General features: G+C 37.3%; 24 protein-coding genes. 9 read left to right on the forward strand and 15 right to left on the reverse strand.

All coding sequences use genetic code 11. From position 1 onward, the window contains the following. Positions 1-24: 24 nt before the first annotated feature. Together ACY2A0_RS02825 and ACY2A0_RS02830 are read left to right on the forward strand one after the other, a co-directional pair. Positions 25-1167: a retropepsin-like aspartic protease gene (locus ACY2A0_RS02825; RefSeq protein ID WP_461788093.1), complete on the forward strand. Its 1143-nt coding sequence runs from the start codon at positions 25-27 to the stop codon at positions 1165-1167. A gap of 23 nt (positions 1168-1190) precedes the next feature. Next, positions 1191-2330: a thioredoxin family protein gene (locus ACY2A0_RS02830; RefSeq protein ID WP_461791241.1), complete on the forward strand. Its 1140-nt coding sequence runs from the start codon at positions 1191-1193 to the stop codon at positions 2328-2330. Positions 2331-2438: 108 nt separating this feature from the next. Here ACY2A0_RS02830 and ACY2A0_RS02835 read toward each other — a convergent pair whose 3' ends face one another. Continuing rightward, complete coding sequence (locus tag ACY2A0_RS02835; RefSeq protein ID WP_461788095.1) at positions 2439-3200, reverse strand: hypothetical protein; 762 nt, start codon at positions 3198-3200, stop codon at positions 2439-2441. Then, entirely contained in the window at positions 3193-3756 is a 564-nt protein-coding gene (locus ACY2A0_RS02840) for an RNA polymerase sigma factor (RefSeq protein ID WP_461788096.1), read from the reverse strand. Before ACY2A0_RS02840 ends, ACY2A0_RS02835 begins: the two co-directional genes overlap by 8 nt. Before the next feature lie 288 nt (positions 3757-4044). Between ACY2A0_RS02840 and ACY2A0_RS02845 the strand changes: the two genes are divergently transcribed. Both ACY2A0_RS02845 and ACY2A0_RS02850 read left to right on the forward strand, forming a co-directional pair. Continuing rightward, on the forward strand, positions 4045-5049 hold the full coding sequence (locus tag ACY2A0_RS02845; RefSeq protein WP_461788097.1) for a hypothetical protein: 1005 nt from the start codon (positions 4045-4047) through the stop codon (positions 5047-5049). A 135-nt stretch (positions 5050-5184) separates the two neighbouring features. Beyond that, positions 5185-7182: a DUF7849 domain-containing protein gene (locus tag ACY2A0_RS02850; RefSeq protein WP_461791242.1), complete on the forward strand. Its 1998-nt coding sequence runs from the start codon at positions 5185-5187 to the stop codon at positions 7180-7182. 7 nt (positions 7183-7189) lie between these two features. Here ACY2A0_RS02850 and ACY2A0_RS02855 read toward each other — a convergent pair whose 3' ends face one another. Beyond that, on the reverse strand, positions 7190-9199 hold the full coding sequence (locus ACY2A0_RS02855; RefSeq protein ID WP_461788099.1) for a thioredoxin domain-containing protein: 2010 nt from the start codon (positions 9197-9199) through the stop codon (positions 7190-7192). Between the two features lie 210 nt (positions 9200-9409). Between ACY2A0_RS02855 and ACY2A0_RS02860 the strand changes: the two genes are divergently transcribed. The 3 genes from ACY2A0_RS02860 (at position 9410) to ACY2A0_RS02870 (ending at position 12094) form a co-directional block, all read left to right on the forward strand. Continuing rightward, the gene (locus ACY2A0_RS02860; RefSeq protein WP_461788100.1) at positions 9410-10507 is read left to right on the forward strand and encodes a mandelate racemase/muconate lactonizing enzyme family protein; all 1098 of its coding nucleotides are present in this window, start codon (positions 9410-9412) and stop codon (positions 10505-10507) included. 121 nt (positions 10508-10628) lie between these two features. Beyond that, positions 10629-11231 (forward strand): GIN domain-containing protein, encoded by a 603-nt coding sequence (locus ACY2A0_RS02865; RefSeq protein WP_461788101.1) that lies wholly within the window; start codon positions 10629-10631, stop codon positions 11229-11231. A gap of 98 nt (positions 11232-11329) precedes the next feature. Continuing rightward, positions 11330-12094, forward strand: coding sequence for a DeoR/GlpR family DNA-binding transcription regulator (locus ACY2A0_RS02870; RefSeq protein WP_461788102.1), 765 nt, complete (start codon positions 11330-11332; stop codon positions 12092-12094). Positions 12095-12130: 36 nt separating this feature from the next. Here ACY2A0_RS02870 and ACY2A0_RS02875 read toward each other — a convergent pair whose 3' ends face one another. The 3 genes from ACY2A0_RS02875 to ACY2A0_RS02885 form a co-directional block, all read right to left on the reverse strand. Beyond that, positions 12131-13066 carry a glycerophosphodiester phosphodiesterase family protein gene (locus tag ACY2A0_RS02875; protein ID WP_461788103.1) on the reverse strand — a complete coding sequence of 312 codons (936 nt, stop codon included), beginning with the start codon at positions 13064-13066 and terminating at the stop codon, positions 12131-12133. A gap of 86 nt (positions 13067-13152) precedes the next feature. Continuing rightward, a complete protein-coding gene (locus ACY2A0_RS02880) occupies positions 13153-14283 on the reverse strand; it encodes a metallophosphoesterase (protein ID WP_461788104.1) in 1131 nt (376 codons plus the stop codon). A 149-nt stretch (positions 14284-14432) separates the two neighbouring features. After that, positions 14433-15803, reverse strand: coding sequence for a dipeptidase (locus ACY2A0_RS02885; protein WP_461788105.1), 1371 nt, complete (start codon positions 15801-15803; stop codon positions 14433-14435). A 150-nt stretch (positions 15804-15953) separates the two neighbouring features. Between ACY2A0_RS02885 and ACY2A0_RS02890 the strand changes: the two genes are divergently transcribed. Both ACY2A0_RS02890 and ACY2A0_RS02895 read left to right on the forward strand, forming a co-directional pair. Further along, entirely contained in the window at positions 15954-16970 is a 1017-nt protein-coding gene (locus ACY2A0_RS02890) for a GDSL-type esterase/lipase family protein (protein ID WP_461788106.1), read from the forward strand. A 56-nt stretch (positions 16971-17026) separates the two neighbouring features. Then, positions 17027-17983, forward strand: a complete 957-nt coding sequence (locus tag ACY2A0_RS02895) for a zinc dependent phospholipase C family protein (protein ID WP_461788107.1) — start codon at positions 17027-17029, stop codon at positions 17981-17983. A gap of 51 nt (positions 17984-18034) precedes the next feature. Here ACY2A0_RS02895 and ACY2A0_RS02900 read toward each other — a convergent pair whose 3' ends face one another. From ACY2A0_RS02900 to ACY2A0_RS02940, 9 genes are all read right to left on the reverse strand, one after another. Then, positions 18035-18718, reverse strand: coding sequence for a VTT domain-containing protein (locus ACY2A0_RS02900; protein ID WP_461788108.1), 684 nt, complete (start codon positions 18716-18718; stop codon positions 18035-18037). Positions 18719-18908: 190 nt separating this feature from the next. Then, the gene (dnaN, locus tag ACY2A0_RS02905) at positions 18909-20033 is read right to left on the reverse strand and encodes a DNA polymerase III subunit beta (RefSeq protein ID WP_461788109.1); all 1125 of its coding nucleotides are present in this window, start codon (positions 20031-20033) and stop codon (positions 18909-18911) included. A 34-nt stretch (positions 20034-20067) separates the two neighbouring features. Then, positions 20068-21771: a gliding motility-associated ABC transporter substrate-binding protein GldG gene (gldG, locus tag ACY2A0_RS02910; protein ID WP_461788110.1), complete on the reverse strand. Its 1704-nt coding sequence runs from the start codon at positions 21769-21771 to the stop codon at positions 20068-20070. Further along, positions 21765-22493, reverse strand: coding sequence for a gliding motility-associated ABC transporter permease subunit GldF (gldF, locus tag ACY2A0_RS02915; protein ID WP_461788111.1), 729 nt, complete (start codon positions 22491-22493; stop codon positions 21765-21767). Before gldF ends, gldG begins: the two co-directional genes overlap by 7 nt. Before the next feature lie 103 nt (positions 22494-22596). Continuing rightward, complete coding sequence (locus ACY2A0_RS02920; protein ID WP_461788112.1) at positions 22597-23160, reverse strand: hypothetical protein; 564 nt, start codon at positions 23158-23160, stop codon at positions 22597-22599. Between the two features lie 378 nt (positions 23161-23538). Beyond that, positions 23539-24228, reverse strand: a complete 690-nt coding sequence (locus ACY2A0_RS02925; RefSeq protein ID WP_461788113.1) for a porin family protein — start codon at positions 24226-24228, stop codon at positions 23539-23541. 118 nt (positions 24229-24346) lie between these two features. Further along, entirely contained in the window at positions 24347-24895 is a 549-nt protein-coding gene (locus ACY2A0_RS02930; protein WP_461788114.1) for a hypothetical protein, read from the reverse strand. Positions 24896-25012: 117 nt separating this feature from the next. Next, a complete protein-coding gene (locus tag ACY2A0_RS02935; protein ID WP_461788115.1) occupies positions 25013-25549 on the reverse strand; it encodes a hypothetical protein in 537 nt (178 codons plus the stop codon). Further along, entirely contained in the window at positions 25546-26253 is a 708-nt protein-coding gene (locus tag ACY2A0_RS02940) for an ATP-binding cassette domain-containing protein (protein WP_461788116.1), read from the reverse strand. Before ACY2A0_RS02940 ends, ACY2A0_RS02935 begins: the two co-directional genes overlap by 4 nt.

The following is a 26253-nucleotide window of genomic DNA, read 5'->3' on the forward strand; positions in this document are numbered from 1 at the left end:
AACTCTTTTGCAAAACTTTTTCTCATGATTAAAGTGCTAAAAACAACGCACCTAGCCATTGCTTTGCTCTTATTTTTCGTTAATTCAAATGCTCAAAACGCTGTCACCACCATCCCATTTGAAATGGTACACGGCGCTATTGTATTAAAAATAAAAATCAACAGCAGCAGTAAAACATTAAAGTTACTTTTTGATACCGGAGCTGATGGAATGGCACTGAGCAAGCAACTTGCAGATACCATTGGACTGAAGGTAACTAGGAGCAACAACGCTTCTGTAGTTGGTGGTGCCATGCAAATCAACGTTTCTGATGGTAACGAAGTGCATTTTGAAAACGGCTTTGCACTCCAAAATCAAGGCATTGCTATTTTCCCCCAAATGGATAAAGGCTTGGATGGCATTATTGGTAACACCATGACAAAGCGCTACATTACCAAGATCGATTTCAACAACTATCAACTTTCCCTGTACGAATTTGATGGATACACTTACGAAAAAGGCGGCACTATTGTGCCAATCACTGTTCCGGCAGGCTTGTTTATTATTCCGGGTAATGTAGAAATTGTTGCCGGTAAAACCTATACTGGAAACTTCGTATTCGATACTGGAGCATCTTATAATCTAATTTGCTTCAGGCCATTTGTAAGACAGAATAAGTTGCTAGTCAGTGGCTTTCAGTCAGCATACCAAGCCTCAACGGTGAGCATGGGTGTAGCCTCTCCTACTTTTAATGGTAACGCCAGTAGCTTTTCGTTTGCTAACACCGCAGCCATCAAAAATATGCCTATTACCTTAATGGCCGGTGGCGGACAAAATGAAAACTGGAACCCCGGCTTTGATGGTTCCATCGGCATGGGTATCATTTCTCGCTACAATTTTACCATCAACCGTAAAAAAAATGAAATCCATTTGGTTCCCAATCATACTTACAACTATCCGATGAATTTTTCGCTACACAACTATGTGCTAGGGTTTAATCTAAAAGGCGAATTGGAAGTACAGGGCACTGTCAACAGCGCAAATACCGAGAGCATCATACCAAAAGGTGCAAGAATAACTAGCATTAACGGCATTGACAGCCAGCAGCTGCTTCAAAACCCGAAAAAAATCGAAGAGTTAAAAAAACTTCCAAAAGATAAAGTTTCGTTCAAAATCATTAACCCTTAAAGTCAATCCCTTAATTATCAAAAATGAAAAGGCTAACCATTATATTAATTGCGCTTATTACAAGCCTATCAAGCTTTGCGCAAAGCGAATTAGATCAAGCATTAAATAAAGCCAAAAAGGAAAACAAATTGGTTTTCATCGACACCTATTTTACTGGCTGTATCCCATGCGAACAAATGGACAAGGATGTGTTTCCAAACACTGCCGTGAGTAAAGAAATGACAAAAAATTTTGTAATGCTAAAAGTGAATGTGTTTACAGAAAAGCTTGGCGACACCATCAAAGCGCAGCATATACTCAATGGTTTTCCTACTTTTTTAGTATTGAATAGTAAAGGAAATCTAGTTGCTTCAGTATCTGGATTTAAAGATCCGGGCGACCTCATCACTTTTTTACACGATGCTAAATCAAAAGGCGATAAAGGTTTGATACACGCAGGCTATTCCGCTACATATAATGAAAAAAACTATCCTGGTTTTTACCTAGAATTTGCCAAAACACGTAAAGGTATCAATGCAACCAACTTGAAAGAATACAGCGATGCACTTAAAGATTTTAAAGCTACCAATAGCTTGTTGCCATTTCTAATTTCTCGCAGCACCAACGAAAAGGTTTCTGAAGAAATTTTAAACGATTATAGCACTTACTCCAGCTTGTACGGCGAAGAAGTTTTACAACCTGTGGTGGATAAAGCGCTACTGTCGAAGTTGCAAGCAAACCTCAATTCATCTAGTTCCGACAATGATTTTGAAACATTTCTGTCTGGTTACAAAGTAAAATTCCCTGCCGATAGATGGAAAATTAACCTACAAACTTTAGGTAGTAAGTTTTATTTAGAGATGAAAAAAGATACCGCAGCTTATCTTGAGTTCGCCATTAAAAATCCAGTACTGTACCAATATCACTTCACCGCATTGGCAAATAATATGGCAGCAAAAAAACAATTAAATGGCACTATGGGAAAGTTGCTATTGCAATGGGCTGATGCTATTATCAATGAAAACAGCAGCATGGAAATCATCAAAAATGCAGCCTCCTTGAACAAACAACTCGGTAATAATTCAGGCTATAAAAAAATGATGCAATTAGCCATTAACCGAGCAAAAAAATATGAAATGCCTTATCAGGAAATGGAAGCAGGCTTAAACGCCGCTTCTAGATAAAAGAAACTCAGCTATGGATGTAGCTGGTAAATTTAGGATTAATTAATAAGTTAAAAGGGTAAGTCTCAAAACGCCTCAAATGCTAACGTTTTAGGCTGCCCTTTTTTACTACAACTTCTTTAAAAGTTCTTGCGCTTTTTCGTACTGGACGGTGCCGTTAGCTACCTTTTCTAGCCAAAATTTAGCGTCTGACTCTTTACCTTCCTTTAAGTAGCTCATCGCCATTACATAAGCAGCATCATTTTTATAAACTGATTCTCCTTGAAACAAATCTTCCAGTAACAACCTACTTTTTGCAACTTCATCTGTTTCTAGTAAGCTAATAGCGAAATAATAGGTTATTATTGCGTTAGATGAATTTGAGGCATGAAGTTTTGCTAATAGAAATTTCGCTTCGTTATATTTTTTTGCATTGAAAAGCGCTGCCGCTTCATCTAAATCGGTTTTTGAAGTTCCTCTTTCAGTAACAGACATACTTGGTGTACCATAGTATTGCTCGTATAAATCAGCTTTCCAAGGCGACCATACCAACAAACCAACCACTAATACCGCAGCTACGCCAGATACCCACCGTAAATAACCACTTAACTTTACAGTTTTTATTTTTTTTACTTCAACTGGAGCAGGCTCGGTTTCCGCTTCACTTATAAAATACTTATCATTTAGCTCTTTGATACCTGCAACAAGTGCATTGCGCTCATTGTCATAAGCCATGAACATACGCAAACTTCCATGAGCGTCATGGTAATCAAGCAAATGTTCTTTCAACTCTTGGTCGTGCCTTAACAAGTCTTCATATTGCAAAGTCTCCTCCTCGCTTAAATCACCTTCAGCGTATCTGGCAGTCCATAAAATTTTGTCCTCAGTCATTTTTCTTATCAATTAATTTAACCAAGCTCGCCATACATTCCGACTTCTTTTTCCTTAAATATCCGTAGGTAACGCCCAATGCTTCTGCAACTTTTTCCTGAGCATCGCCTTTCATACTCCATCTAATAATTTCTTGACAACGTTCACCTAATTTTTCAAATGCGGCTAAAAATATTTTAGCCTGTTCTTTTTGTAGTTCAAGTGCCTCGGCCTCAGCAAATGTATCTTCGCCAATATGTAATAAACTATCGTCCACTTTTGTTACCGGGCTAGCAGCTCTTTTTTTCAATTCATTAAGCCATTTCCTTTTGCAAATCAGAAGTAAATACGGCTCAAACGGGCAACTTAGCTGCAAATTTTTATATTTCGCCTGATTATAAATATCTACCAATGCTTCCTGAAATATGTCTGCAGCATCTGCAGCGCTACCACTATTAAAAACCACAAACGATTTCACCTTAGAAGCACATTTCTTGTAAATGTCGTTAATTAAACTCACATCGTTAGTCAAAAGTGCTGTTACATAACGTTGATCTTCATGAACTCCTTTGGTCATTAAATTTGCTTTATTTAAAATTAAAACTTATTGCGGAAAATTAAAAGCTTTGGTTTTAATAATTAAATCGAAAGTTGTTAAGTTGATTCCATTTAGAACCACATAAAGCAACAGCTGCACCACACTTACCTCCATTTAACTCATTCCTTTGGCCAAAACAGGTTCATTTAATTTTTTTTCAAAAAGAGGGGTAACATTTTCAAAGCGTACTTTATATATCAGCAAAAGCAATTAAATGGCGAATGCTGAAAAGCCAGAATAGAGTAAGCTCAACTAAAAACAAATGTTATGAAAACCTTAAACTTAAAAAATACCTTAGCAAGTAAATTAATTAAACCACTATTTGGTTTGGCAATGGTGTTAACCTTTAGTGCCATATTCCAAGCTTGCAAAAAAGATGGAAACAGTAGAAACCTAGCGTATAGCGCAAAGGAGTTTACTGCACTTTATGGCCCTCAGGCTGAACGCTTGGAAATTAATGCTAGCGTTGCCAACAACATCACTTTAAAAGGAGGAACAAAAATTTCTATCCCAGCTGGGGCATTTAAAATGAACGGAAATGTAGTAACTGGGAATGTAGTAATTACCGCTGGTGAGTTCTTGAAAAGAAGTCAGGTATTATTCAGCGGCACCAACACCAACCACATCAGCGGCGCCCCTTTGGAGTCGGATGGTTTCATTTTTCTTAATGCTGCAGTTAACGGCGTAAGTGTAGATAAACAATTGGCTGTAAATATTCAGATAGCACTACCAACAACTAACAGCCGCTCAACCCAAATTTGGGAAGGTGTAGAAAAAGTAGACAACGTAAATCAAATGGCATGGCAAGCGCCTGCTCAAAATGCGAATGGAGCAGGGATCAAAAGAGAGAGCAATCCAGTGGCAGGATTCTACAATTTCGAAATGGGTAATTTAGGCTGGATTAACTGTGACGTTTTTTACAGCTATAGCAATCCTAAAACCACCACCAAAGTTACTGTAGCCAATAATCCGGGGAGCTTTGCCACATTTATGGGCTTTACTGGAGAAACCTTCGTATTCTTCTGTGCAAAAGGCAGCAATGTTGTAGCGCAACTTTATAACACTGATGGTCCAAATACAGTGAAAAGTTATGAGAACATGATGCCTGTTGGAGTGCAAGGAAAATACATCTCTTTTTCAATTAAAGATGGTAAATATTACTACGCCGAACAAGAGACAACGATTACCGCTAATCAACAAGTTACATTAACACTTGCTGAAACCACCGAAGCGGGCATACAACAAGTAATTACATCTTTGAATAATTATTAAAATATCCCAATTTTAACAAAAGCTTCGCTAACTCGTGGTATTAAATTCAGTGCCACGAGTGCGAAGTTTTAGGAGGTTTTAATTTACAACATCACTAGCGCAAACACCTATAATTATTAGTATATTTATTCAGCCATGAAAAAAATCTGTACTTTTTTAATATGCTGCTATTCATTCATTCAATTGAATGCCCAGGTTTTGCCCAGCGATACCGTGCCCGCAGTTATCCATCATAAAACAGAAAATGGCGTAACCAAATTTACTAGCGAGTTAAGGCCTTTACGCCCAATTGCAGGCGCACCCGCTCCTTTTTATACTTATTTTTGGGAGTTTGGCGATGGGACTTTCAGCTTCGAAGAAAGCCCTGATCATATTTACAACACTCGCCGAGATTCCATATTGGTACGACTTTTTGCAACGAATAATTACGATGATGGTAAACGACCTCCTACAAGGCCAAAACCAATTATTAGACCACCAGCCTTGCCTAAGCCTGCCGTAACCAAACCAATGCTCGCTTCCAATTACAATTTATTTAAAATGGGCGGCAATTTAGAGATGAAAACTAATTGTATGCCTAAACCCGGAGATGAGATGATGTTGGTTTTTGGCTACAGAAACAAACGGGAAAATGGCCAGCAAAGTTTAAATGGCACCATATCCATCATGTACAATGATGTAGAATTTAATCAAAAAAACTTTGAACTTGCGGCGGTAAGAACCTACAATAACGAAAAAATAACCGACTCAAAACCAATTCTTGGTAATGCCTTTTACCGCAAAAGTAAAGACCCTATTTATTATGCCTCTTTGGAGGGTGGAATTGCAACGCCAATTGAAAAAGTACTGTTGAAAGATCAGGCAAAAGCGTTTAAAAATCAACAAAGTTGGAAGTTTAATGACTTGCAGCAAAATGAAGAGCGATTTGTTTTCATGCAGTTTAAAACCACTCCTGAAATGCTAAAAGATACAAACGCCGTGGTCAGAATTTCGGGAGCGTTCATTCCAGACAATCCTTTGGTGGAAACTGAACTTTTCACCTTGGAGTTACAAATAGTTGCTTCACATGATCCCAATAAAATGGTACTCCGAAAAACTAGGATGAACTATAGGCTAACTGGGAAGAATCGAGAATTAACCTACAAAGTGCGCTTTCAAAATACCGGAAAAGGTCCTGCAAAAAAAATAGATGTAGGGGTAAACGTAGCAGAAGTATTTGACGCAAACACGATAAAAGTGATTAAAACAAAGCCCGAAGTTTTAAGCTGCGATTCAGCCTATAACAATCAAAGCTGCTTAAAAACTTTTATGAAAGGCGATAGTGTCCATTTTGTGTTCTCAAATATTTACTTACCTGGCACACAACAAAAAGGTGTTAACGATGCAGACTCGACACAAGGCTTTGTGGAGTACAAAATAAGATTTAAGGAAAAACCACCTAAACTGCCTATAAAAAGTGGCGCAGCGATTGTTTTTGACAAGAATGAGCCAATTTACACTAACCGAGCGACTGGCAAATTTAAAATGGGGCTATCCCCTGGAATAATTATCGGATATGGTTTTCCATTTGAAACAGATAATGCCAATTATACCAATCAAAAAAATGTGGTTTTAGGCGCTACATTATCACCATATGCCTCTCATAGATACTATTGGCAAGCAGAATTGTACTTAAATTCATTTAAGGAAGCTACCTTTTTATTGCCAGCAGAAACATCAATTAGAAAAGACACCCTTATTAACAATAATGCTTATCAGATTTTAGATAAACAAGCCTATAAAAGGGTTAAAGTTACAACTATCAACGCTGTTCCAGCGCAAATACGCTATAACGTCAATAAATACATTGGTTTGGGAATTGGCGCTTTAATAGGCGTAGATATTTATCGCAGATCCATTCCCGAACTGCGCTATAAGCTTAGAACGGTTAGTGCAAACGGCGTTATTACCGATATCGACTTTAACAAAGATTTAGAACAAGTAAAGGAAAGCTTTTCGGAAATAAGAACTTCCTTTTTTGGCGATATCCAACTGGGTTTAGTACGAGTGGGACCAGCTATTGGTGTTCGATACCTTTACGACCCCAAAACCAACGCCAGTAACATGGCTACTTATTTAAGCTGGAAATTTTAATACTAAATCAAGAAATATGTGCAAAAGCTTCGTCAATGGTGGCAACGGGAAGCTGACAAGTTTTATTCTTACATACATAAATTTTAGTCTCTTTGCTTTGCTTATGTTGCAGCAAAGGCAAATTACTTTTCAATCCAGCCAAGTAAATTTTATTAGGGATGTAGTGCTGATCAAAATCTCGTTTTACCGATCTAAAATCTTTTCCGGCAATAGCAATTTCATTGATGCCATATACCTCATTAAGTAACTGTATGCTCCAATTAGAATAGGCGGAACCGTACGACTTAATTCTAGGTTGCACCGCTTTTAACATTATAGAAGCTGTTTGCAAATAGCGTTCATAATCAAATAGCAAACCTAAGCGATGCAGATTTTGCGCCATTACTGAATTAGATGCAGGAATTACATTGTCCATCACTTCATGCTTTTGAGCAATTAAACGCTCTCCTTTGTTAGAAGTATAGAACAGCATGTTATTTTGTTCATCCACAAAATTTGCCAATACATATTCGGTAAGTTCTTTTGCTTCATTTAGCCAAGCTTCATTAAAATCTACTTCATAAAGTGCTAACAATGCTTCGATCAAAAAGGCATAATCGTCCAAAAAGCTGTTAATACTTACTTTACCATTTTTGTAGTTACGATACAGACCTCCATCTTCATCCACTAAGTGATTTAGGATAAAGTTCGCTGCTTTTTTGGCTCTTTCGTAATAAGTATCGTCAGCTAAAGCTTGTGCAGCATCCACAAGACCTTTAATCATTTGAGCATTCCAAGCGGTAAGGCACTTATCATCCAATCCTGGTCTAACTCTCTTATTTCTTACAGCAAGCAACTTATTTTTTGCTGTTTCGATAATATCGTCGAAGGTGGTTTTAGTTAACTTATGCTCGGTTATCAATGCTTCATCATTATGCAAACGTCTTAGTACGTTTACTTTTTCTTCTTCCCAATTACCCTCTTCGGTTACGTCAAAATATGCCCTGAGCAATTCTTGGTGTTCACCCACCACATTGTCAAATTCTTCTGCACTCCAAACGTAAAACTTGCCTTCTACGCCTTCGCTGTCGGCATCCAGTGCAGCATAAAACAACCCTTCCGGCGACGTCATTTCTCTATCAATCCATCCAATAGTTTCTCTAATGACTTGGGCATACGGTTCTAATTTTAAGCACTGGTAGGCTTCAGCGTATAAACTCACTAATTGTGCATTATCGTAAAGCATCTTCTCAAAATGCGGTACATGCCACCGGTTATCTACCGAATATCTCGCAAAACCACCTCCAATTTGATCGTAAATACCGCCGGTAGCCATCGCTTCTAGAGTAGTCATTACCTGCATCATCACTGATTGATCATTGCTTAAATGACCGTATCTAAGCAAAAAAGTCCAATTATTTGGAAGAGGAAATTTAGGCGCTCTATTGTAGCCACCTTCAATAGCGTCGAAATTCCGTTTCCAAGGTTGTACTATTTCCTCTAATTGTTGTTGATTAAAAGTAAGGTCAGTGTTGGCGACTTCTATTAGCTCTGCTTGCTGCAATCCTTCAGTAAGCCTATCCGCATATCTTACCGCTTTTTCTGGCTCCTTTTCCCACAAATTCGCTAAGTTAAGTAGGATATTTATCCAATCTGCCTTCCTAAAATATGTACCACCGTAAACCGGACGCTGATCAGGCAAACAAATGGCATTTAACGGCCAACCCCCATTGCCATTCATCAACTGCACAGCCATCATGTAAATCTGATCAATATCAGGACGTTCTTCCCTATCTACTTTAATGCAAACAAAATGCTTATTCATTACTTCGGCCACCTCGTGACTTTCGAAACTCTCATGTTCCATTACATGGCACCAATGGCAGGCTGAATATCCCACGCTTACAATAATCAGCTTATTTTCTGCTTTAGCTTTTTGTAGTGATGATTCATTCCACTCATGCCATTCTACCGGATTGTAGGCGTGCTGCAAAAGGTACGGAGACGAAGCATTTATAAGGTTATTGGCTTGTTGCATGATGTTGTTTTTTGAATAAAAGAGAAGATTTAAACCGAAGCTTAAGCTCGTAAAATTATAAATTATCTACAAAGCTGCTTCTATTTAGTTTTTGTTTTTTATACTTTAGTTGCAAATGTTCAACACATGGATTTATCGCAAGATCAGGTTTGAACTGGAAAAATAAATTTGCAAGTAAATATCACCCATTAAATATATAAGCGCAATATCATGATCATTACCCACACCGAAATTTACAGATTTAGTATTCCTATGGAACCTTTTGTGATTGCTACAGGTACTATGCACTTCGCACAAAATGTATTAGTAAGAATTTTTACGGATGCTGGAATCCATGGTAGTGGTGAATGTTCTGCCTTTCCAATGATTGTTGGCGAAACTCAAGAGACCTGTTTAGCAATGGCTAAAGATTTTGCTCAAATTTTAAAAGGTAAGGATCCTTTGGATATTCCGGCAAGAATGGATGATTTATTAGGTTATGCAGCTCATAACCCTACTATAAAAAGTGCTTTTGATATGGCTTTATTCGATATTGCTTCAAAAAACGCTGGCCAGCCGCTCTATCAGTTTTTAGGCGGTCAAAAACGCACCATAGAAACGGATATGACTTTAGGCATAGGAACGCCTGAAGCTATGGCCAGCAAAGCAAAGGAACATGTAGCCAACGGCTGTAACATTATTAAAATTAAACTGGGCAAAAAAGTACATGAAGATATTGATAGAGTAGCGGCTATTAGAAAAGCAGTTGGCAATCAGGTTACACTGCGTTTAGATGCTAACCAAGGCTGGAGTTTTGATGATGCCTTATTTGCTTTAACAGAACTCAAAAAATTCGACATTGAATTTTGCGAACAACCTATGCGTACTTGGTTTGATGACAAACTACCGGAATTAAACACCAATTCGCCTATCAAATTAATGGCTGACGAAAGTTGTTACAACCACCATGATGCAAGGAGATTGATCAACTCTAAATCCACCACTTTTTTGAATATCAAATTTGCAAAATCTGGCGGTATTTTAGAAGCTCAAAAAATACACGAATTAGCGCTACAAAGTGGCGTAAAGTGTATGATCGGCAGTATGCTAGAAAGCCGTTTAGCCTTAACTGCCAATTTACATTTTGCGTTAGCAAGTCCTAATGTCGTTTATTTCGACTTAGATACCTGCCTTTTGGGACACTTAGTTGATCCGGTAGTTGGCGGACTTACTTACGAGGGTTTTATGTTGGATGTGCCAGACACACCTGGTATTGGTGCAGAGGCAGATGAATTCTTTTTAGAAAAATGTGAGAGCTGGACGATGTAACAAGATTATCTACGAAATATTTCGGAGTTTGTCGAAAAAAAACGACTGTTTGTCGAAATTGATGTTGATGCTTGCAACGTTTTGGAAAGGTTTGCGTCTTATCTAAAAACACAAATCAATTATGAAACAAAGAGCCACTTCGCTATTCGCTATCGGAATTTTAGCCTTAGCCATCAGTACATCAGTTAATGCAAAAGATGCAACAAACCCTATCGCTTCTTCTTACAAGTATAAAAAAATTGAAGAGCAGCAGGCACCAAAGAAATTAATCGTAACAGGTAATGTTGAAGTTACCTTAGTACAAGATTACGAAAGCAGAAAGTTATACGCTAACGAAGGCACTTCAAAAGCCAAAGTTTACAGTACAGATGACGCCATTTATGTGTCTGGCAAAAAAAGCGGAGAAACTGCGAAAGTTACTGTTTATGTAGCCAACATTTATAGAATTGATGTTTCTGGAAATGCAGTAGTAAACACCAAAAACACACTAAATGCACAACATCTACAAATCATATTACAAGATGATGCCAAAGCTGATATCACCTCTAGAACAGAGAGTTTATACACCAAACTGAGCAACGAAACAGCATTAAAATTAAATGGTGCTACACAATTACACGCCATCTCTACTAATGAGTTAGCATCTATAAACACTAAAAATTTCAGAGCAGCAAAAACTGAAATTGAGAAAAGAAATTCGGCTGATTATGCCAAAGTAAAATAGAGATTCACACACAAATGTAAGCGCTATATCAGGTTAGGTATAGCGCTTTTTTTATGCAATGATAAATCTATATATTAGCGCCACAACTTATTATTAAAATGAAAAATATAACTGATAGACACGAGTATATCCTCAAAAAGCTAAAGGAAGATGGTAAGGTGAGCATTATTGAACTGGTAGATTTAATGAAGGTTTCAGGCGTTACTATCAGAAAAGATTTAAAAATGCTAGAAGATAAAAATCTTCTTTTTAGAACAAGGGGTGGCGGTTCAATTAAAAATCCTTACGCCAGCGACAGAAGTATTTACGAAAAAGAACTGATTAATGCTGACGAAAAGCAACGAATTGCGAAGGTTGCACTTAAGCTAATTAAAAATACAGATTCGATTACTATTGGCTCTGGCTCTACAGTTTTTGAAATTGCAAGATTTTTAAATCCATCAGAACATATTACAGTGATTACCCCTGCTTTAAAGGTTGGACTGGAATTGAGCAATAGAAATAATGTAGAAGTGTTGCAGCTGGGTGGCATGATAAGAGCAAACTCTTCGTCGGTTGCAGGTAACTTTGCAGAAAAAATTTTAGAAGAAATTTCTTGTGGTATATTGTTTTTAGGAGTAGATGGAATTGATTTAGACTTTGGTTTTTCAATTACAAATCTTACAGAAGCCGCCTTGGATCAAAAAATGATTGAAACAGCCCAAACTGTAGTAATACTTGCTGATAGTACAAAATTCGATAAGCGTGGCCTCGGAAAGGTTTGTGGCTTTGAACAAGTATCTTATGTTATTACAGACGATAAAGCCCCCGAAATATTTGTGCAGCAACTAGAAGAAAAAGGAGTAAAGGTTATTATTGCCTAAAGCTAATGCAGCAGCACATCTTATCACGTTTTAAAATTATAAGCTGGATTTTCCTAAATATTTATGCTGAGGCGTCTTCAAAGGCACTAAATCTTTAATGGCCTCTGCTACCTCTACTGGCAAATCTGATTCTAAAATATCGGCCCCTTGCTTGAAAATTTCTACATACGCTTTAGCCCTTTCTTCTGGAGTAAGCAACTTATCATATGTTGGTGCAGCCGAAATCATCACCATCACTCCCTTTGCTTGAAGTAGTCGCATCAGTTCTTTATTTTCGGTAGTGAATTCCGGACCGATATAGGCGATAATATTTTTCCAATTAATGTTAGCATTCACATATTCATCGTAGGCCTTTTTTGTCTTAATATGAACAGAAAGCATCCAATTCGGATTTTGATCAAAATAAAATTTCGCCTGCTTCGCATTGTGCACTGTAAGCATCACTGCCTCATTATTGCATTCTTTTAAAATACGTGCAGTCATTTCCAATGGAACATCCTTTTTATCTAAGTTTAGCACGGTGCGGCCTTTACTCCATAAGATAGCTTCTTTTAAAGTTGGAATTTTGGCACTAGTTAAATTGCCTTCTGGATCTTTTAATCGAAGATCTTGCAATTGAGCATAGGTATAATCGGACAACTTCCCAGAACCATTAGTTGTACGCTCTAAGGTTGCATCATGCATTAGTACCGCCACGCTATCCTTAGTTAACCTCGGATCTATCTCAAAAAACGAAGGCATATATTTTAACGTATTCGAAAAAGTTTCCATAGAATTTTCGGGAAAACCTTTTGTCATTCCACCGCGATGGCCACTAACAATTGGAAAGTTAACAGTACTGTGCTTAAAAAATGTACTTACGTCTTTAACATCTTTAAATTTGAGCACGTGTATTTCATTGCTCTGAGCAAAACTCAACAAAGGAAACACTTGGACGGCGACAATTATCGTTTTTCTAAAAAAACCTTTCATATTTGATATTAACTTTTACAAAACAAAGCTTAGCAGCCATCCATATGCCTATTAATTCAAATAGATAAGGCTGCTGGAATTAAGGCTTATTGGTACAATGGAATACTGAAGTTACTATCGTCATCGTTTTCTTCTACAATCCCACTCGGGTTTGGAATAAAAGTTCTAACACTAAGCACCTGTTTGTCTTGGTTAAACCGCATTAACCTAAGGATACCGTTGCCGCCATTCCTGTCCTTATCGGTATAATTTGGATTTCTTCTTCCCTGATAGTCGGTTAATAATATTTTGATTTTTCTCCCTTCAAAAGTCATCTGTTTGAGTGCTTCGCCACTAACGTGACCGCAAAGCATCATAAACACATTGGGAGAATACTTGAACTTATCATAAATACGCTTACCTTGTTTAGTAAACGCTCCTGATTTGGGTTTAGCCCCGTCGCCAGCCACGTAATTACTTGTGCTAGATGTGTCTGGCTTCAACATACTATGGCTTACTATAATTGCTTTTCTATCGGCATTATTTGCCAATACCGTAGCGCCCCAACTGTACACTTTTTCTTCCAACGCCACATCATAAAACTCTTTCCTCGCTGGATCATTAAACACCAAATACAATACAATAAATTTCTCACCATTAGCTTCAAACAAGTCAAAGTGACTGTCGTTAGCATCATCATTGTTATATGCACCGCCATAATATGGTCTGCCTTGAAAGTGTTTACGACCAAAATATTTTGTATAGCCCACTTTAGTACCGTTTGGATTACCATTTGGATTTACATCGTGATTCCCAACGGCCACACCATAAGGAATACCAAACGGCAAACCTGGTCTAGGCTGCTCCAAACGATACATTGCATCTTTGGCTCGCTCCCATTCTAAAGGTTTATTATCTCCATGATCAGTAATATCTCCCACATGCACTACGTATGCAATTTTCTCCTTTTCGGCATTGGCAGTAATCCAATCAATTTGATTGTAAAACATCTCCATCTTACCGTTATGCCTTTCGGCCGTGTAGTACTGTGTATCACCTAAAACTGCAATCTGAAAATAACGATCTTCAACGCTTACAACCGAAGTACTTGCCGTATTCGAGAATGCACCTATAAAACGCTTGGTGTTTAAGCCTATTAAAATGGAAAAGGCTAGTACTGGCACAATGAAAACCTTCTTTGTTCTCAGGCTTCCAGATAAAAACAAACTACTTATCATTTGAAACTTTATTTAAGAAATGGAAATTTAAATAAATGATTTTTGAAATAAAAATTAATTTTAATTAGGATAAAATGCTACAATACATAAATCAAAAAAAAAGCCTTTCTGTAAAATACAGAAAGGCTAATAAATAATTTTAAACTGAACTATTTACTTAATTCAGCAAAGTACTTATGGAATAAAGGCAATGTTTCAATTCCCTTGTAGTAGTTATAAATATCATATTTCTCATTTGGTGAATGCAAAGCATCACTGTCTAAACCAAAACCAAATAATACGGTTTTAATACTTAAAACATCTTCAAATAAAGCTACGATCGGGATACTACCACCCCCCCTTGTTGGAATAGGTTTTTTACCGAAACTTTCTTCAATTGCTTTCTCGGCCGCTAAATACGCCACTCCATCAGTTGGCGTAACTACTGGTTCTCCTCCGTGATGTGGTGTAACAGTTACCTTTACGCCCTTTGGCGCAATACTTTCGAAATGTTTAGTGAATAAATCACTAATTTCACTCCAGCGTTGATCAGGAACTAAACGCATTGATATTTTTGCATTAGCCTTGCTCGGCAACACAGTTTTTGCCCCTTCACCAATATATCCACTCCAAATGCCATTTACTTCTAACGTAGGGCGAGTGCCGGTGCGTTCTAGCGTAGAATAGCCGTTTTCGCCCCATTCCTCAGCAATATCTAAGTCTTTTTTATAATCCTCTAAGTCAAATGGTGCACTATTTAATGCATCGCGTTGAGCTTGCGTTAACTCCGCCACTTTATCGTAAAACCCTGGAATAGTGATATGATTGTTTTCATCATGTAATGAAGCAATCATCTTACAAAGAATGGTAGCAGGATTTGCAACCGCACCGCCGTAAACTCCCGAGTGCAAATCTCTATTAGGACCAACTACCTCAACCTCCATGTAAGCCAATCCTCGCAAGCCAGTTTCAATAGAAGGATTTTCCATACTGATCATAGAAGTATCGGAAATCAGCACTACATCAGCTTTCAAGCGTTCTTTATTTTCCTTTACGAAAGTAGATAAATTGGAAGAACCAACTTCCTCTTCGCCTTCAATCATGAATTTTACGTTACAGGCTAAGGAGTTGGTTTGCATCATTAGTTCAAATGCCTTAACGTGCATATAAAACTGACCTTTATCATCGCAGGCACCACGGGCATAAATTTTACCATCGCGTACTGTTGGCTCAAAAGGAGGCGTTTTCCAAAGCTCCAATGGATCAGGCGGCTGAACGTCGTAGTGCCCGTATATGAGCACTGTAGGTAAACTTGCATCAATTATTTTTTCACCATAAACAATAGGATAACCAGCGGTGGCGCATACTTCAACGTTATCAGCCCCAGCATCTTTTAATTTTTGCGCAACAAAATCAGCCGTTTGTAGCACATCATTTTTATATTTAGGATCTGCACTTACAGATGGAAAACGCAACAACTCAAAAAGTTCATCTAAAAAGCGCTGCTTATTCTCCTCAACATATTTCTTTATTTCTTGCATAAGGTTATATTTTGCCAACAAATATAGGGATTTTGGGATGACTGAAATTTGTTAAAATAACTATAATTTAATTTCTACATTTTCGTTACATTAGTAATATCTTTTTATTATATATTTGTCGTATAACAACTTACAGCCGTTTCCTATTTAATGAACAAACTATTTAGCCTATTAATTTTTCTGCAAGTTAGTCTTTGCTTGGGGATGGGCTATGCGCAAACGATACGAAGCAGCTGCCCGGAATTTGCAAAGTATTACGCAAAGGATAGTATCAACATCATCACTTTTGGAGCAAGCACCGTTCAGGGAATAAATGGAACCAATTTCCAAATACCCTTAACCAAAATGTTCCTTAATTGTTATAAAAAAGAAGTGATTAACGTTGAAAATCATGGCATTGGCGGACAAACCACAGGCGAGTGCTTAAATCGAATTTCAGGGGTAATTACAAATAAAACTGGCTTTATTGTGATTTTAGCAGGTGCTAATGATGCACTTAAAATTGAAGCTGGAAAGCAAACACTGAAAGAAACAGAAACCAATATGAGGCAAATTATAGTTGCCGCATTGAACCAACAACTCACTCCTATTATCTGCACAATTCAGTTTTTTGATGACAGAAATAATGATAATGTTAAACAACTCAACCGTCAGGTTATAAAAATCAATACCGTTTACAAGAAGCTTGCTAAAGAATATGATATTGATTTAGCGGACCTTAATGCAGTAATCAAAAGAGATTTTAGCCTATATCAAGACATAGTCCATCCTAATGAAAAGGGCAACAAGCTAATTGCTACCACTTTATACGCAGTTATCAATAGAATCATTTCGGAAAAATTCGTGACTATGCCAGACCAAAATACTGGTGCTACAGATTTGCGAGCTGAATTCCCAACCTATTCTGCTTCTCAGACGTATCCAAATCCTACGAAGAATGGTTTCGCCTCTATCGATATCGTAACTCCACAAGCCGACGAATTCATTTTAGATATTTTTGACTTGCAAGGAAAAATGGTATCTACCATTACTACCGCACAATTAAAAATCGGAAAACACATATTAAAAATAGACCTTAGCAGACAACCTCCAGGAATTTACATCTACAAAATTAGAGCTAAATCGGGTCTGTTCACTGATATCAAAAAGATGATTAGGGCTTACTAGCACTGTTTCATTCAATTCTTTATTTTTTACGTAAATTAGTGCGTTAATACGTAAAGATGAAAAAATTAGCCCTATACCCACTACTTATTGGTTTAGTTATTTTATTTACTTCATGGGGATTTTTTGCCCATCAGCGAATCAACCAACTGGCAATATTTACCTTGCCCGAAGGCATGATTGGATTTTATAAAAATAATCACAAATATATCACAGAACATGCGATTGACCCCGACAAGCGCAGATATGCAGATACGGCCGAAGCCCCGCGGCACTATCTTGACGTAGAAAATTATGAGCAACATATAGATAGTATCCCTCAAAAGTGGAACGACGCTGTAAACAAGTACGGTGCCAAGAAAATTGCAAGTGACGGAATGGTGCCTTGGCAAATCCAACGAACCTACAACAATTTAGTGAGAGCTTTCAAAGAACGTGACTCTTCAAAAATCCTGAGATATTCAGCAGATCTTGGACACTATGTTGCCGATGCACATGTGCCGCTACACACAACAGCCAACCACAATGGGCAGCTCACCAATCAAACTGGAATACACGGCTTTTGGGAAAGCAGGATACCAGAGCTTTTTGCGAAAGACTACAACTTACTAGTTGGAAAAGCCGCTTACATAGACGATCCTTTAAAAGAAGCTTGGAAAATTGTAAAGAAATCCCACACTATGGTAGACACCGTATTAACCTTCGAAGCAAAGCTTAATGCCTCATTCCCTGCCGACCGTAAGTATGATTTTTCAATGAGGGGTAAAAACATCATTAAGCAGTACTCTGTGGCTTATACAAAGGCTTATCAAGATATGATGAATGGAATGGTGGAACGTCAGATGAAGTCATCCATTATCAAAGTTGGCTCGTTTTGGTTCTCCGCTTGGGTAGATGCTGGACAACCAGATTTAAGAAATATGATCAAGATTGAGGCCACCATTGAAGATAAACAGCAGGCAGAAAAGATCAACAAAAAGTACCAGGAAGGCCAGGTTATTGGCAGGGAACTTTAAACCAAACTATATTAAAAAATCCGCACCACGGATAAAATATGTCCTGTCAGTTTAATCTTTTTTGATTTCCTCATCTAGCTGTTGCTCGATAGGTTTCTTTTTGAACATCGATTTAATTGCGGCCATTACTACTGGAGCAAAAGTTCCTACAGCAATAATCACAATTATTACTTCGAAATTCTTTTCGACAAAAGGGATTTTTCCTAACAGGAAACCAGCAAAAGACAAACTAAATATCCAAGCGGCTCCGCCAATAATATTATAGGCGGTAAACTTTCCAAACGACATTCGAGCTGCACCAGCTACAAAGGGAGCCACAGTTCTAAAAATTGGCAAAAACCTGCTAAATACAATAGCTTTTGAGCCATGTTTTTCGAAGTACTCGTGTGATTGATGGTAGTATTTTAATTTTAAAATTTTATTCTCTTCTTTAAAAACTTTGATACCAAAAAACTTACCCAAACGATAATTTAAGGTGTTTCCAAGAATTGCCGCAGCCGTTAAAAGCAAGCACATCAACCAGATACTTAATCCTGTATTTCCACCTGCAATTAAAGCGCCAACTGCAAACAGCATTGAATCTCCAGGCAAGAATGGCGTTACTACGAAACCAGTTTCGGCGAAAATGATGATAAACAAAATCAGGTAAGTCCAAGTCTTGTAATTTTGGATAATCGTAACTAAGGTATCTTTGGTATCAGTAAGTAATCTTACAAATAAATCTAGTATTTCCAATGTATTTAAATTTGGCGCTAAAATAAGGAAACAAACAAACACTTAAGTTTTAATTTGTTAAATTGTTGTTTTGTTTGTGTAAAGTTTATACTGAAAAAACTTTAGCGAAGCTAATTAATATCAATCATAAAAATAAAGCCTAAGTAATTAAACTCAGGCTTTAGGCTATATCGTATACTTGAATTTGAAATTAATAGCTATTGTTTAACATTACAGGCATCACTAACATCAAAACATCTTCGTTTTCATCATTAGTTTGAGGGATCAATAAACCTGCCCTATTAGGTGTTGAAAGTTCTAATGTTACTTCCTCGCCACTTAGGTTATTCAACATCTCAATTAAGAAACGAGCATTAAATCCAATCTCTAAATCTTCCCCATCGTATTGACAACTCAAACGTTCGTGAGCTTCGTTTGCAAAATCTAGGTCTTCCGAAGAAATATTCAACTCACTTCCACTTATTTTTAAGCGTACTTGATGCGTGGTTTTATTAGCAAAAATTACCACTCTACGCAGTGTATTTAAGAATAAAGCTCTATCAATAATCAATTTATTAGGATTATTCGCAGGAATAACCGCTTCATAATCAGGATAACGTTCGTCAATTAATCTACAAATCAAATTGATATTTTCAAACTTGAAGAAAGCACTTGTAGCGTTGTAATCTAAAGATACATTGACATCGCTACTAGGCAGCGCCGCTTTTAAAAGTGTTAAAGCTTTTTTAGGAAGGATAAATGAAGATGCCTTCTCTGCTTTTGCATCATTTCTTCTGTAACGTACCAACTTATGTGCGTCAGTAGCAACAAACGTAATATTTTGCGGCGATAATTGGCAAAATACACCAGTCATAGCTGGACGCAATTCATCATTACTAACTGCAAAAATGGTTTTAGTTATCGCTTCGCTAAGAACTGAAGCAGGAATATTAACCGATGAAGCATTGTCAACTACAGGAATTTTAGGAAAATCATCCCCATTTTCACCGCTTAGTTTATACTTTCCATCGCCGGCATTGATCTCGATAGAGAAATTGTTATCGTCTACATGGAAAGTAATTGGCTGGTCTGGCAATGTTTTTAAAGTATCCAACAAAATCCTTGATGGTACCGCCACTTTACCTTCTTCTTTAGATTCTACAGCCAAAGACGTAGTCATGCTAGTCTGTAAATCTGTAGCCGATATGGTTAAGTTGCCTTCTTTGATCTCAAAAAGGAAATTCTCTAAAATAGGCAATACCGTGCTGCTGCTTGAAGCACCATTAACTGTTTGTAAATGTTTTAATAACGTTGATGTTGATACTATAAATCTCATAGTTTGTTATATATGATATCAAAAGTATGAAAATTTACTTTGCATACTTAGTTTTACGGTAATAATGTTGAAAAATTGCGAAACATATCAACAATAGAATTGGAACAACAGTATTAACTAATTGCCATTTGTTTTTTTCAGTGCGCAACAACGTCTTATCAAGCGGTCTTACTGTCACCTCTTTATTTCTTAGTGCAATAAGATTATCAACACTGGTAAAGTAATCTGCGATATTTAGAAGCAGCGATTTATTTCCGTAATTCTGTTGTGTATATCGATCGAAACCCAGAGGAAATGGAGAACCGTCAGCAGAAACCTGATTCTTAAAAATATCTCCATCACCCAGCACCACCATTTTAGCCGGTTTACCTTTTTCGGGCACATCAAACTTTTCTGTAATCCCTTCAGGAATAGGTCGGTTTAAAAAAACAGACTTAAAATTCCCTTCCAACAACACTCCAACACTTTTAGGCGTACTCGTAAAGTCTTTCTGCGTGGGTTCCTGCTCTACCATTTGCAGGTTAAACATTTTTGGCGACGTGTAAATTTTGTTGTAAGGAGATGTACTTAAAATAATATGCTTATTAACATTTTTACTTCCTATAGTGTCTACTGTACTTGCAAATTCAGCTTTAATGTTATCTAAATTTTTTACCACGGCATTTGTAGTGTCTGGCAATAAAACAGGATAATATAGCCACGGAGCCATCTGAATATTGCCACCAGGCCCACCTGCAGTAGCTACTGGTATTTCTGCGCAATTGACATCAGCAATGATGTTGTAATTTACCCGAGCACCATACTCGAAAAGCATATCATCTAAATTGAGATAGTTGTTGGCCGCTAAAAACGACCGTCCGTTTCGCAAACTATCCAACTCCATACGAACTTGATCTAGCGACCATAAGACATGCCCACCCTTCATCACAAAATAGTTGATTTTGTATTTCTGTGCTTCGGTAAAAGGTTTTAACGGCTTGGCAATCACCAACATTTTCAAGCTATCGAGCCCCTGTTTAGTAATTGAATCGAGGTTAACCCTTCCAACTACGTAACTGTCCGATAGCGAGTTAATGGCATCAAAAAGGTATCTTGTACTAGGTTCGCCGTTTCCTTCCGTAAAACCAATACGTGGATTATAGCCCGATATTACTTTCTTAATTGAGGAGGTAAATATATATTCTAAATTTTTGATGGAATTGTTAATGCTTTCATCGTAACTTATTGCTTCACCGCCTTGATTTTGAAGCAACTTTACAGGCATGCGCTTGCCATTACTTTCTATCAATGCCATTGGAAAAACTAATTTTTCCGCAAAGCCGGCATCAGTTTTTATATTGATATTTGTTGGCCTAATGCCCAACTCCAATAAGTTTTGTATAGTTTGATTTTGTTCATCTGCAGACAAACCCTCTATAGGGTTAACGAATAGAACCTTAAAATTGCCCTTAGCATACGATTTATAGTCACTGAGTAAGTCTTTGGTCGCATTCCGTAGGCGTTTAAAAGCGCCTGGCATATCGCCATCTAAAAAAACGGTAACGATAACTTCGTGACGGTTATCTATTAAAATATCTTTTGTTTTCTGGCTGAGTGTAAATCGCTTCTCCTTTGTAAAATCCCATCGGGTGTATACCAATTGAGCTAAAAAATTTATCAGGACCAATGCCGTTAAAAAAACTGCAAATTTTGCCCATTTATTCAGTTTTTGTCGCTTATTTTTCTCTGCACTTACCATTTTCTTCCTCCTAGCACTACTTTGGTTAAGCTTAAAAATGCAGCAATGAAACTTAAGAAATAAACCACATCTCTGCTGTCAACAACTCCCCTGCCTATAGACTGATAGTGTTCGGCAATACCGAAGCTAAGCAACAAATTTTCGATAGTGCCGAGTGCACTCACTTTGCTTATAGAATTAAATCCTGCGTAAGTAAAGAAACACAGAAAAACAGCTACTGCAAATGCAATGATTTGATTTTTGGTAATTGAAGAAGCGAAGATACCTATCGAAGCAAAAGCACTTCCAAGTAAAAACAACCCGATATATGATCCAACAACAGCACCAGTGTCAATATTGCCTTTAGGCATACCCAGCTGCGAGATACTGTAGTAATAAATTGTGGTAGGAAGCAATGCGAATATCACCAACGATACACAAGCAAGATATTTCGCAAGTATAATTTGGTTGACAGTTAACGGTTTAGTAGCAAGTAACACATAAGTACCTTCCTTGCGTTCTTCTGCAAATGAACGCATACATATGGCAGAAATCAAAAACATAAATAAATATGGAACCAAGGAAAAAAAGCCGTCCATTTCGGCATATCCATACTCCAAAATAGAAGTGTCTGGAAAAAACCAAAACATTAAACCGCAGGCCAACAAAAAAATGCCAATGGTAATGTAGGCCATTAAGGAATTTAGAAAACTAAATAATTCGCGTTTAAATACTGCTAACATGCCGTAGTATAGGATTGCCGAAGTTATGCAATATATGTAAAACTAAAAAGGCCTCTCCCAAATAATGGAGAAGCCTTTTTCCGGTAAATTATTTAACTGTGGATTATTTTTCACCACCGCCTAGGAAAAATCCGATTTTAAAGGCTAAATAGTTGTAGTTAGCACCTAAGTTTTTACCAGCAAAGTTATATTCGATGCCTGTACGGAAGTGACCCGTTTCAAAACCTACTCTTGGAGCAAAACCAAATTTTGTTTTAGAGCCAATTTCTAGATCTTCGTCACCAATTTCAATCCCGGCTAAGCTGTACAAACCAACGCCAGCACCGATAAAAGGTCTAAATCCTGTTTCTTTAAGAAAGTAATCACCAGTTAGTAAATAAGAACCAGTTGCTTTTACTTTTCCTACTAACGATTCCCCATCAATTTCAATTGCGCTAGCGGTTAATGCCGACTCCAATCTTAAACCTACAGTAAGTGAATTACTAACAGCATACTTTGGTTCCATAGCAAAAACTACTCCGCCTTTACTACCAGAGCCAGCTGGAACTGCATAACCAAATGCAAAATCAACCTTAAAAGGTTTGTAGTTTGTTGACTGTGCTTTTACGTTAGAAACCGAGAACGCCAAAAATGCTGCAAGAGCGAATGATAACATTAATTTTTTCATTGTTTTTCAAATTTAAATGTGTTTTTTTTGTTAATAATGGCGCAATTAACAGAAGAGAAATGAAACTACAGCACAGCGCCAATCAAAAAAATACAATCAATTGATTAACAGAAAATTAAGCTTAAACATTGAGGGAGTAAGCCTTAAAAATCAAGTATTTTTAGCAAATTTTAGCTACTGATTATTACGAATAACTTCAGTTAAAAACAGGCTAAAATGGAAAGAGCCCGGTAGCTTACCGAGCTCTTGTAAAAACTTATTTTTTCAATCAGTTCCACTTGTACGGGAAACAATGATTATCAAAGAAGCTTTTTTTTATTTACATTTTCTTGCTCCGCTTAAATAAGCGAATAAAGAGTTAAATCGCTGAGATTGATTTTAGAACCTGAAGCCCAAGCCAACTGAAATTACTCTGTTAGACGCTTTGCCATCTCCAGAGGTGTTCACCAAGTTGCTTAAACCCAAGCCATAACCAAAATTAACGCTAAGTCCGTTTTTTAATTCGTAACCGCCTAGAAAATTAACTCCAAATTCGATGCGTTTCATCTCATCCTCTCCAGATCCAAATTCCATGTCTTCTTCGCTAGAATCGGAGAAGCTCATACCGCCACCGCTCACCGATACCTTAGACTTTGTTTTTCCGCTAAGTGCATAACCTAGGTACGGCCCAGCTCCAACAAATACATTTCCAGAACCAGCTGATATTCTACCTACAATATTTACTGGAACCTCAAGATATAAGGTGCTAACTGTAGCTGAACCAGAATAGGTATATGAATCTCCATCAATAACCTCAGTTCCTGATTCCTTATACTTCACGCCCTTGCCTAAAACAGTTAAACCTGGTTGAATAGAAAATTGAGAAGAGATGGCGATATCGGCGAAACCACCTACAAAAAATGACGGATTAGCTTGAGGATCTGGAAACTCTGCCGCCTCTTCACCTGAGGTAGCTAATTTAGGGAATGTTAGGCCAGCCTTTGCGCCGAAAGTAACCGATTTGTTTTGAGCATTTGCTACAAAGCCTAATCCTGCTGAGAGCGCTAATAATAGAAAGATTTTTTTCATGTTAATTTAAATATAATTTGATTGTTAACTAATTAGTTGCAAAACTAATATTTTAGTAGATAAAAAAAACTCCTAATTTATAGAAAACTAGGAGTTTATATTTCTGTTTATTTAAAGGTTATAGACCAAAGTTTAAAGCTGCTCTCAAACCAATAAATGAAGATGTGCCATTTTTAGACCAGCCTTCGTAACGAGCACCAAAATCGATAGCCAATTTATTATCCACTGGAAATTCGAAACCTAAGCTAGGAGCGTACAAAAATGCAGCACCACCATTACTTTCTGTTGAGATAGCTGCACCTAATTGACCTTGAGCATAAAAATTTTCCGCTAAAAAGTATCTCAAACCTGCTTTAAGTGGAACAAATCCTACTGAAGGTGCTTTTCCTGTTACAGTTACGCCCGCAAAGGTTGAAGTATATTCTTTACCTGTAAAGCTCAAATAGCCTGCTTCTCCTACAAAATTTAATTTGCTAGCAATTGGTGCCTGTAAATTTAAAGAGCCACCTATACCAAAGTTGTATACGTCTCCAAAATCACCCATTGGAAAGGCAAAATCAGCACCTACTCCAAGTTTTGATCCGTTCATTGCAGGATCTTTAGTTTGTGCATTAGCGGCTAAACCTAAACCCGCTACCATAGCTAATGATAATAATAGTTTTTTCATGTGTTTTAATTTTTAATGTCGGGCAGGCAAACACAACAATATTGCCAGTGTTTTAACGAACACAAAAAAAAATCACAAATCCATGAAAACAAGCGAATTAATTTTATTCTAAAATGATTATAAGCCAAATATGTAACCTAACTTTAATCCAATGAAATTGAAACTTGTAGTTTTTACAATAGCACTTGAACCATAGCTCGCATTTGACCAAGATTCGTAACGCAAACCGAAATCCAATTTTCCCGAGCCTGATGTTTTAATTAAGGTTCCAAATCCCGGCGACCAAACAAACGAAGTTCCAGATGAGCTCCCCACTCTAAATGCTGCCCCTGCCTGCCCTTCTAAGTAAAAATCGGGACTGGCATAGCGTTTAAACCCTAATTTAACGGGCACGGCATTGATGTTTTCAATCCTATATCCCAAAATATTCTTTGTGATAAATAAGTTATATGCCCCGCTTGCAGTGATAGCATATCTGTCGGAAATGTTAAACTCCGTTTTTAATGATGCTCCAAAACCAATCCCACTCAATGAAGCTGCGTTTCCAGTTGGAAAATTAATTTCAGGTGTTAAACTGATTTTAACCAGTTGCGCATGCGTATTTACTGCAAATGATATTGTTAAAAAAAGTACGATAAAAAACCTGTTCGTCATTTAGTTAATTTTTTAAATATCTCTTCTAAAGATAAATTAGTATGTGCCGCTTTTAATTGTTCCATAGATGAATTGGCCACTAAACTACCTTTATTAATAATTATGATATCGTCGCACAATGCCTCTACTTCTTGCATAATATGTGTAGAAATAATTACCGTTTTATCCTTCCCCAAATTTTTAATTAGCGCTCTGATATCCGAGAGCTGGTTAGGATCTAAACCTGAAGTTGGTTCATCCAAAACCAGCACTTCAGGTTGATGAATAATGGCTTGAGCCAAACCTACACGCTGTTTGTAACCTTTTGAAAGCATTCCAATTTTTTTGTGCTGCTCTTGATTTAAACCAACCAGCTTAATTGTTTCTTCTACTTTTTGAGCAATATCTTTTAGTCCGTAAGTTTCGGCAACGAAAGCTAAAAATTCACGTACGTACATGTCGGCATACAAAGGAGTGTTCTCCGGAAGATAACCGATCAATCGTTTAACCTGAATTGGCTCTTCTTGTACATTTTTGCCATTCACCTCCACTTTTCCAGAAGTGGGGTTTAAATAACCAGTTAGCATTTTCATGGTGGTAGACTTCCCAGCACCATTTGGCCCCAAAAATCCCAATATTCGCCCAGCATTTGCTTTAAAGCTAATTTGATTTACCGCTTTTTGTTCACCGTAGTGTTTTGATAAATGTTGTACTTCGATGCTCAA

It is taken from the genome of Pedobacter sp., assembly GCF_965249885.1.
Taxonomy (GTDB): Bacteria; Bacteroidota; Bacteroidia; order Sphingobacteriales; family Sphingobacteriaceae; genus Pedobacter.